8 protein-coding genes and 1 pseudogene are annotated in these 9,350 nt (G+C 74.7%); 1 reads left to right on the forward strand and 8 read right to left on the reverse strand.

The annotated features are described in order from the left end of the window. The 8 genes and pseudogenes from JWQ92_RS12215 to JWQ92_RS12250 form a co-directional block, all read right to left on the reverse strand. Window positions 1–621, reverse strand: a pseudogene (locus JWQ92_RS12215) (hypothetical protein); the annotation flags it as partial. A 65-nt stretch (window positions 622–686) separates the two neighbouring features. Beyond that, window positions 687–2,177, reverse strand: a complete 1,491-nt coding sequence (locus JWQ92_RS12220) for an APC family permease (protein ID WP_297344735.1) — start codon at window positions 2,175–2,177, stop codon at window positions 687–689. A gap of 15 nt (window positions 2,178–2,192) precedes the next feature. Continuing rightward, window positions 2,193–2,993 (reverse strand): alpha/beta fold hydrolase, encoded by an 801-nt coding sequence (locus tag JWQ92_RS12225; protein ID WP_297344736.1) that lies wholly within the window; start codon window positions 2,991–2,993, stop codon window positions 2,193–2,195. Window positions 2,994–3,004: 11 nt separating this feature from the next. Continuing rightward, window positions 3,005–3,760, reverse strand: coding sequence for a FadR/GntR family transcriptional regulator (locus tag JWQ92_RS12230; protein WP_297344737.1), 756 nt, complete (start codon window positions 3,758–3,760; stop codon window positions 3,005–3,007). Next, window positions 3,757–5,034, reverse strand: coding sequence for an ArgE/DapE family deacylase (locus tag JWQ92_RS12235; RefSeq protein WP_297344738.1), 1,278 nt, complete (start codon window positions 5,032–5,034; stop codon window positions 3,757–3,759). Before JWQ92_RS12235 ends, JWQ92_RS12230 begins: the two co-directional genes overlap by 4 nt. Before the next feature lie 88 nt (window positions 5,035–5,122). Continuing rightward, on the reverse strand, window positions 5,123–6,412 hold the full coding sequence (locus JWQ92_RS12240; protein ID WP_297344739.1) for a nucleotide disphospho-sugar-binding domain-containing protein: 1,290 nt from the start codon (window positions 6,410–6,412) through the stop codon (window positions 5,123–5,125). A 17-nt stretch (window positions 6,413–6,429) separates the two neighbouring features. Further along, a complete protein-coding gene (locus JWQ92_RS12245) occupies window positions 6,430–7,254 on the reverse strand; it encodes a DUF1206 domain-containing protein (protein WP_297344740.1) in 825 nt (274 codons plus the stop codon). Window positions 7,255–7,315: 61 nt separating this feature from the next. Continuing rightward, a complete protein-coding gene (locus JWQ92_RS12250) occupies window positions 7,316–8,077 on the reverse strand; it encodes a DUF1206 domain-containing protein (RefSeq protein WP_297344741.1) in 762 nt (253 codons plus the stop codon). A 121-nt stretch (window positions 8,078–8,198) separates the two neighbouring features. Between JWQ92_RS12250 and JWQ92_RS12255 the strand changes: the two genes are divergently transcribed. Beyond that, window positions 8,199–9,272: a low specificity L-threonine aldolase gene (locus JWQ92_RS12255; RefSeq protein ID WP_297344742.1), complete on the forward strand. Its 1,074-nt coding sequence runs from the start codon at window positions 8,199–8,201 to the stop codon at window positions 9,270–9,272. Window positions 9,273–9,350: the final 78 nt, after the last annotated feature.

Raw genomic sequence — 9,350 nt, forward strand, 5'->3', positions numbered from 1 at the left:
TGCGGACGGCGCATCCGCCGCCGGCGCCCCTGCGGACGAGGACCTCGCGGCCCTCGACGACGACGCGTCCGGCCCGCTGCCGGAGCGCCCTCGCTCCCGCCTGCTCGTGCCGATCATCGCCGCCGCCGTCATCGGCGTGCTCGGGGGGACCGGGGTGCTGCTGTCGTCGCCGCTGCTGTTCGGCGACGGCCTGCTCCCCCACCACGTCGCCGCCCCCGCCGGGTCGGGCGCCGCGCTGCCACCCGGTGACGCCGTCAGCGCCGGCCCCGACAGCCCCGCGCCGAGCGCCACGGTGCCGTCCACGGCGACTCCGCGCCCGTCGCGCTCGACCGCCGGCCCGACCCGGGTCACCGGGTCGTCGGCGTCCGGGTCGGCGCAGGGCGGGACCTCGTCCGGCTCGTCGTCGTCCGGGTCGTCGCCCTCGTCCGGATCCTCCTCGAGCGCCTCGTCGTCCGCCCCTCCCCCGTCGTCGACACCGAGCGCGTCCGCGACGTCGAGCGGTCCGCCACCGAGCCCGACCGCGACGCCCACCCCGACCGCGACGGCTCCCGCCACGCCGTCCCCCACCGCGACCGCATCGCCGTCACCGACGGCGACCCGGTCCGCGAAGCCGGCGCCCACCGCAACCCGGTCGCCGACGCCGAGGACGACCGCGGCCGGCTGACCGCGGTCGTGCCCCGGCCCAATCAGCGGGCGATCCCGGCGGGCGGGACCGGATCGCCCTCGAGCGCCTCCGCACCCTCGAGCAGCGCGGGCGCCGCGGCCAGCACCGCCGGTCGGGTCACCGCGAGGACCACCGTGTAGACGACGCCCACGACGAGCAGCAGGATCGAGAGCAGCGGCATGACGCCGTAGATGCCCGCCTGGCCCGGCCGCAGGTTGCCCCAGACCGGGATCAGCAGCACGAGCATCCCGATGATCGGCACGACGACCCAGAGGACCGGGTTCCGCGGAACGCCCCGGCGGCGCAGCCGGAAGTACTGCACGGCGAGCGCCAGGTTCGTCACGAAGTACATGACGACGACGCCGAAGATGCCGAGCGTCGGCAGCAGACCGCCTGCGTCCGCCGGGTCGGCGAACTGGAAGATGCAGCCGAGCACGATGCTCGGCGCGACGAACCAGATCGCGGCGACCCACGGGGTCTTGAACCGCGGATGCGTGCGGTCCAGGACGCGCGGCCAGAGCCGTCCGCGAGCGCCGGCGAACAGCACCCTGGCGGTCTGCGTGTTCGCCGAGATGTACGACGACGTGAGGCTCACCAGGAAGACCGCGACGAGGAACGGCACCGCGAAGGAGCTCGACACGTGCAGGAAGCGCACCGTCGCGGTCGCGAAGGGGTTCGGGTCCTTCGCGAAGTCGCCGACCTTGCTCACGCCGAACGCGGAGATGACGGCGTAGGAGCCGAGGACGTAGATCACGCCGGAGATGAGCACCGCGCCGACCAGGCCGATGGGCACGTTGCGCCGCGGGTTCGCGGTCTCCTCGGCGAGCGGCGCCGAGGCCTCGAAGCCGCCGAACGCCACCACCGCGAGCCCGAAGGTGATGAACACGTTCGACGCCTCGGTGCCGGACGGCCAGCTGAACGGCACCGCGGAGAGGCCCTCCGCACCGCCCTGGAACACCACCGCCAGGCTGATGATCAGCAGCACGGCCACCTCGATGAGGTAGAGCACGACGGTCACGCGCACGCCGAACTGCAGCCCGATGATCACCGGGATGGTGACGATCGCCCCGTACACGATGGTGACGACGACGGTGAGCAGGTTCACGCCCGCGCCCGTCGCGGTCACCCCGAACACGTTCGCGACGATGTACTGCCCCGCGAAGATGTAGATCCCCGCGAACGTCACCATGTAGCCGAGGATCGTGATCACGCCGACGGCGGTGGCGACGCGCACGCCGAGCGCACGGCTGATGTAGGTCACGAAGGACCCGGCGCTCGGGTAGAGGCTCGAGAACTGGGCCAGCGACAGCGCCGTCGCGAGCATCCCCACCATCGAGATGAGGAACACGAGCGGAACCGACGGCCCGGCGAGGGACGCCATCACCGCCGTCGTGAAGAAGAGGTTGAAGGCGGGGGCGATCTGGGCGACGCCCGGCATCAGCACGCCGAGCAGGCCGAGCTTCTTGCGGGTGTCGAGCGTCTCGCCGCTGTCGGCGAGCGCGGGTGCGGTCATGTGCGGTTCTCCTGGTTACGAGGTGCGGTTCGAGAGGAAGGCGAGGAACGCGGCGTTGAAGGCGTCGGGGTGCTCCCACACGCAGCCGTGGCCACCGGCGACCGTGCGCCACTCGGCGCCGGGGATCAGGCCGTGCAGGTCGTGCGAGAGGGCGGTGGGGATGAGGATGTCCTGCTCCCCGGCGAGCACCAGGGTCGGCACCGTCAGCCGGCCGAGCCGGTCGGCCGCGTCGTGCGCCTGGATCACCGCGAGCTGCGCGAGGTAGGCGGGGACCGGCACCGTCAGGTACCGCATCCCCGTCTCGAACTCGGCGAGCTCGGCCTCGCGGGTGCGGAAGAAGTCGAGGGTGAACGCCCAGAGGGTCACGTCACGCATGACGAAGGGCACCCCGAGCACCGGCGCCATGTCCTGCCACATGGCGAACATCCGCGAGCAGAACGGCCCGGGCGCCGCGTAGGTGCACGCCAGGGTGAGGGAGGCGAGGTCCGCCTCGTACTTGAGCGCGTACTCCTGGGCGATCATGCCGCCCATCGAGACGCCCATCAGATGGAACCGCCCGATGCCGAGCGCGTCGACGAGCGCCTTCGTGTCGTCGGCGAGCAGCTCGGAGGAGTACGGGCCGGCCGGCGCGCTCGTCGCGCCGATGCCCCGGTTGTCGAACGTGAGCACGCGGTAGCCCGCCTCGAGGAGGGCGGGCGTCTGGTACGCCCAGGTCTCCTTCTCGTCGGCGAGGCCGTTCACGAGCACGACGGTCTCGGGACCGTCGCCCTCGAGCGTGTAGGCGATGTCGATGCCGTTGACGGACTGGACGGGCATTGCTGGATTCCTCACTGGGCGGGGGTCGGGGCGGCGGTGCGGTCGTGGAGGGCGCGGAGGAGCCCCTCGGTGAGGCCGAAGTGCTCGCGGGCGATGCGGGCGGCCTCCTCGGGCTCGTGAGCGAGCACGGCGACGGCCAGCGCGGCGTGCTGTTCGATCGCGCTGGCGCGCGTCTCGGGCGTGTAGGGCTCGCCCGAGAAGCCGAGGCTCACGTCCTGGCGGAGTCGGAGCGAGAGCTCGGCGAGCTGCGCGTTGTGGGCGGCGGCCGCGATCGCCTGGTGCAGCTCGGTGTCGGCGATGGCGGAGGCGTCGCGGTCGGCGGCCGCCTCGTACGCCGCGACGGCCGCGCGGATCCGCGGCTCGTCCGCCGGTCCGACGCGCTCGGCCGCCGCTCGGGCGATGGCCTGCTCCACGACGGAGCGGCAGTCGACGGACTCCTGCAGCGTGCCCCAGCTGTCGCCGAGGGCCCGGCGGACCATCGAGTCGGACGACGGCCCCCACTGCCGCAGGACGAACGTGCCGCCGGTGCGGCCGCGCTGCACCTGCACGTAGCCGAGCGCGGCGAGGCGGCTGATCGCCTGCCGCACCGTCGTCTGGCTGACCTCGAGGGTCGCGGCCAGCTCGGAGAGGCTGGGCAGCCGCTGCCCGACGACGAACTGGCCGAGCGCGAACGCAGTCACGAACCGGTCCGCGATGCGCGCCGCGGCCGTCTCCGCGATGAGCGGGCGCAGGGCCGACGCGGTGCCCGCGGATCCGCGGGGGCTCACGGCCGCTCGCCGAACCAGGCGAGGAGGAACCGGGCGATCGTCGACGCGCATTCGAGCACGCTCTCGAGCTCGACGGCCTCGTCGACCCCGTGGATGTGGCGGACGCGCGGCCCGTACGCGGCCGCGGGCACACCGAAGCGGTTCACGTAGTAGCGGGCGTCGGTCGTCGACGCGATGGTGGTCGTGGCCGGGGCGTCGCCGTGGGCGTCGGCGTGCGCGGCGGCGAGCGCCCGCACGAGCGGTGTGTCCGGGTCCTGCGCGTACCGCTCCGCCCGGTAGCCGGAGGGCCGTACCACCGGCGGGTGCTCGCGGAGCCACGAGTGGCCCGCGGCGGCGGCCTGCACGGCGGCGTCGACCCGCTCGACGGCCTCGTCGCTGCTCCACGCGCCGGGATGGCCGACCCGCACGCAGATCCGCGTCGCCTCCGGCACGCTCGACGGCCAGAGGCCGCCTTCGAGCCGGCCGACGTTCACCGCGTAGGGACGCTCGATGGCGGAGAACGCCGGGTCCGGGTCGGCTCGGTGGTCCGCGTTCATCTCCTCCTCGAGTCCCGCGAGGGCGTCGAGGACCACGGGCGCGAGGAGGATCGGGTTCACGGACCGCTCCGCCGCCTCCGCGTGGCCCGCGCGCCCGTGCACGAGCACGTCGACCCAGACGATCCCGATCCCGCCGAGGAGGATGTCGAGGCCGGTCGGCTCGAGCAGCAGCGCGGCGTCGGCGAGCACCCCGGCCCGGCACGCGGCCAGCGTGCCGTTGCCGGTGCACTCCTCCTCGATCACGGACAGCAGGGTCAGGTCGCCGGTGAGCCACCCGGGACGGGCGGCGTCGAGGGCTTCGACCGCGAGGAGGCCGGCGACGAATCCGCACTTCATGTCGCCGGCGCCGCGCCCGAGCAGCCAGCCGTCCTGCACGACCCCCGCGAACGGCGGCACGCTCCAGCCGCCGGCGTCCTCCGCGGGCACGACGTCCATGTGCCCGTTCAGGAGCAGGCTGCGCGGCCGGGTGCCTGCGGGCGTGCCGCGCCTCCGGCCGACCAGGTCGTAGCGGCCCTCGTACGGCACCTGCCGGACGCCGCCGAGCGGGTCCTCGTCGATGTCGAGGGGCAGCGGCAGCCGCTCGACCGCGAATCCCGCGTCGCCGAGCGCGAGCGCGAGCACCTCCTGGGCGCCCGCCTCCCGCCCCACCGTCGACGCCGAGCGCACGAGGTCGGTGAGCAGCTGCACCCCGGCGTCGGCTCGGTCCCGGACCGCCTCGTCGATGTCGTGCACGCGCATCCCCGATCGCCCTCGGCCCGACGCACCGAAAAGTGTCAATGCGTGACGGATTGCACGCTAGCGCTCAGCGAGCGCTCAGGGAAGACCCTCATGGCGCGTCGCGGCCGGCCAGCCGGACGAGGGATCCGACGAGCGCGGCCTCGCCGTCGGCCGCCAGGATGTCGGCGCCGATCGCCTGGGCGCGGAGGCGGTACCGCGGCTCCCGCAGCACCCGCAGCACGGCGTCGTGCACCGCCTGGGGCCTCGGCCGCTGCGCCTTCAGATCGATGCCGGTGCCCGACCAGGCGACCCGCGCGGCGACCTCGATCTTCTCCTCGGTGCGGCCGCCGACCACGAGCGGGACGCCGTGCCGCAGCGCCGCGTGCACCCCGCCGTAGCCGCCGTTCGTGACCATCACGCTCGTTCGCGGCAGCAGGTGGTCGTAGGGCAGGAACGGCGCGACCCGCAGGTTGGCGGGCTGCGTGCCGAGCGCGGCGAGCAGCGGCCCGGGGTCGCGGCCGGTCGCGGCGACCACGAGCACGTCCTCGTCGGCGAGGCCCCGGACGGCGGGCACGAGCAGGTCCTCGACCACCGCGTTCGAGACGGTGCCCTGGGTGACGTGCACGACCGTGCGACCGTCGAGGTCGTCCCACCAGTCGGGCAGCGGTGCGGCCCGCGGCGGACGCCCGGCGATGGGCCCGAGGAAGGACACGGTCGGCGGGAGGTCGGACCGTGGGTACTCGAACGCCGGGACGGTGAGCTGGAGGATCGCGTCGACCGTGCGGCCGAGATCGAGCAGGTTCGTGCCCCGCGGCGTGCCGACCGCTGCGGCGAAGGAGCGGTCCACGTCCCGTTCCAGCCCGGCGAGGAGCACGCGATGGGCGAGCACGCGCAGCGCGGCGTTGCGGAGCCGGCCGATCGGGCCGCGCATGGGCGGCAGACCGAGCCCGAACGGTGCGGTGTCGCGGCTCTCGAGCATCAGCGGCACGAGGCCGATCACGGCGACGGGCCGCCGCCGCTCCGGCGGCTGGAGGGCGTAGGCGACGCCGCCGAGGAAGAGCGGATCCGTGACGACCACGTCGATCCCCTCTCCGCGGACCGCCGTCGTCACGTCGACGAGCTGCGACGGCAGCGGCGGCAGGAACACGTTCCGCATCGCGAACCGCATCGCCGCGAGGCCGGTGCGGCCGCCCATGCCGGGGAAGGCCTCCTCGAGCCGGCGGTCGTCGTAGTCGAACCGCGGGTCGACCGGGGCGAACACGGCTCCCGCCGCCTCGACGGCCTCCCGGTAGCGGTGGCCGGTGAGCACGACGACGTCGACGCCGGACCTCGTCAGCACCTCGGTGACGGCGAGCAGCGGCGTGACGTGGGCGTGCTGCGGCGTCGCGCAGACGAGCACGGTGAGGCGTGGCGGCGTCAGTCGAGGACCGCCTGCTTCGCCCGGATGATCGTGTAGACGCCTCCAGCGATCCAGCCGAGACCGATCAGCACCAGCAGGACGGCCCCGAACGGCAGCGCCGCGAACGCCTTCAGCGCGCCGTCGAGCCCGGTCGCGCGCTTCGGGTCCGCGGTGAACGCCGCCACGACGAGCAGCACCCCGACGGCGCCGACCGCCACGCCGCGCGCGATGTAGCCGACCTGCCCGAGGGCGATCGTGGCCCGCCCCGCGGCTCCGGAGGGCACGCGGATGGTCTTCACGAACCGCTTCGCCGCGCCACGGTGCACGAGGAACGCGCCGAGCACCACCACCCCGAGCCCGACGAGCCCGAGCAGCACGGGGCCGCCGGGTGCGGCGAGGAGGTCCTGACTGCCCCTCCTCGCGCTGCCGGCCGAGCTCGCCGTGCCACCCATCGCGAAGCGCAGCGCCGTCAGCCCGACCGCCGCGTAGACGAGCGCCTTCGCCCAGTCGCGGATGCGGCGCCCCCACGTGCCCTTCTTGTCCTCGCCCCGCTCGAGGGCGCCCGCGATCACGAGCCACAGGGCCAGGGCGAAGGAGCCGACCGTCACGACCCAGAGCAGGACGGGACCGCCCGGCGCCTTCGCGAGGTCCGAGAGGGCGCCCGACTGGTCGGCCGACGAGCTGGAGCGGTGCAGCGCCACCTCGATCGTGATGATCCCGACGAGCAGCTGGATCAGCCCGCTCGCCACGAAGCCCGCCCGGGCGAGACCCCGCACCACCGGGTTGGCCCGCGCCCGCCGCACCTGTCGCTCGGCCTGGTGGCCCACCCCGTTCGCAGTCATCGGACCCCTTCGTCTCGGCCCTCTGTCTACTCGGTCGGGGCCGCCGGCGCGACGGGCGCGCTCAATCGTCGAGCACGGCCTGCTTCGCCCGCCAGACCGAGAAGAGCCCGGCCGCGATCCAGCCGAGACCGAGGACGACGAGCACGACCTCACCGGACGGGAGCGCCGCGAACGACTTGAGGGCGCCGTCGAGCCCCGCGGCCTTCGCCGGGTCCAGCGTGAAGGCGGCGACGACGAAGAGGATGCCGACGACGGCCACCGCGACGCCGCGCGCGATGTACCCGACGCGGCCGAGCAGGACGAAGGCGGCGCCGCGACGTCCCCGCGGCACGCGGACGACCCTCGTGAAGCGCTTCGTGATCCCCAGCCACACGACGACGCCGCCCGCCACCACGACGGCGGCGCCGAGCAGCGCCAGGACCACCGCGCCGCCGGGCACCGACAGCAGGTCCTTGCTCCCGGTGCGGCTGGTCCTCGCCGAGCTGGCGTCGGCGCCGAGCGCCACCCGCAGCGCCTCCACGCCGACGACCAGGTAGACGAGGGCCCTTCCCCACTCGCGGATCCGGCCGCTCCACCGTCGCTTCCGATCGGGGTTCCGCGCGATCACCCCGGCGACGACGAGCCACAGCCCCAGCGCGAGCGAGGCGACGGGCGCCGCCCAGAGCACGACCGGTCCTCCCGGCGCGCCGGCGACGTCGTGCAGCGCACCGGTCTGGTCCGGTTGCGAGTCGGAGCGGTGCAGGGCGACCTCGATCGCGACGACGCCGATGAGGACCTGCACGAGGCCGCTCGCGACGAACCCGGCACGGGCGACGCCCTGCACGACCGGGTTCCGCTCGACGCGGCGGCGTCCTGCTCCGCCTCGTCCTTCGTGCCCTGGGCCGTCATCCGCGTCCTTCCGCCAGGTCAGTGTCCACCCGGCCCACCCGCGGAAGACTGGGGGGATGCTGACCGAAGCCGAGGCCGACGAGCTCCGCGCCTCCTGCACCCGATTCCTCGCCGGCCACGGCCCGACCCTCGCCGCGGAGGCACTCGCGGCGATCCCGCCCGAGACCGTCGTCGACCGGTACGGCGACGGAGGCGTGGTCGCGGAGCTCGAGGCGACGGTCGCCGGCGTGCTCGGCACCGAGGCCGCCGTGTTCCTCCCGAGCGGGGTGATGGCCCAGCAGATCGTCCTGCGAGTGCACGCCGAGCGGCGCGGGCGGCGCACGGTGCTCTACCACCCGATGTGCCACCTCGAGCAGCACGAGGGGCGCGCGCTCGAGCGCCTGCAGGGGCTGATCGGCCGCCCGGTCGGCGAGGCGCACCGCCTGCTCACCGCCGAGGACCTCGGACCGGTCGCCGAGCCGGCCGCCGCGCTGCTGATCGAGCTGCCCCAGCGCGACCTCGGCGGGCAGCAGCCGTCGTGGGAGGACCTCGAGGCGCAGGTCGCGTGGGCGCGGGAGCACGGCGCTGCGGCGCACCTCGACGGTGCGCGGCTCTGGGAGTCGGCCGCCGGCTACGGCGTGCCGCCCGCCAGGATCGCGGCCCTGTTCGACTCCGTCTACGTGTCCTTCTACAAGGGCATCGGTGCGCTGGCCGGCTGCTGCGTCGCGGGCGACGCCGCGCTCGTGGCGGAGGTGCGGGAGTGGCGGCGACGGATGGGCGGCACGCTCTTCGGGCTGTGGCCGCTCGCGGCGTCCGCCCTCGCGCTCCTCCCGAACCGCCTCGAGCGGATGCCCCGCTACCTCGAGCAGGCCCGCGCCATCGCCGCGGCGCTCGCCTATGTGCCCGGCGTGCGGGTCGTGCCCGACCCGCCGCAGACGCCGATGCTGCACGTGCTCCTCGAGACCGACGCGGCGACCGTGGACGCGGCGGTGCGCCGGCTCGCCGCGGCCGGGGTGTGGACGATCCGCGGGGCGAGCGCGACTCCGGATCCGGCGGTGCTGCGCTTCGAACTGCCGGTCGGCGACGCCACCTGCGCGCTCGAGCCGGGCGAGGCCGCGGCGCTGATCGGCGCGCTCGTCCAGCCGGCCTGAAGCCGGCGGCTCGCCGTGCCGAGCTAGCCGACCTCGGCGCGGCGGCGCTCGAGGAACGCCCGCTCCGCCGCGTTCGGC

Origin of the sequence: Amnibacterium sp. (genome assembly GCF_025463795.1) — a bacterium.
Lineage (GTDB): Bacteria > Actinomycetota > Actinomycetes > Actinomycetales > Microbacteriaceae > Amnibacterium.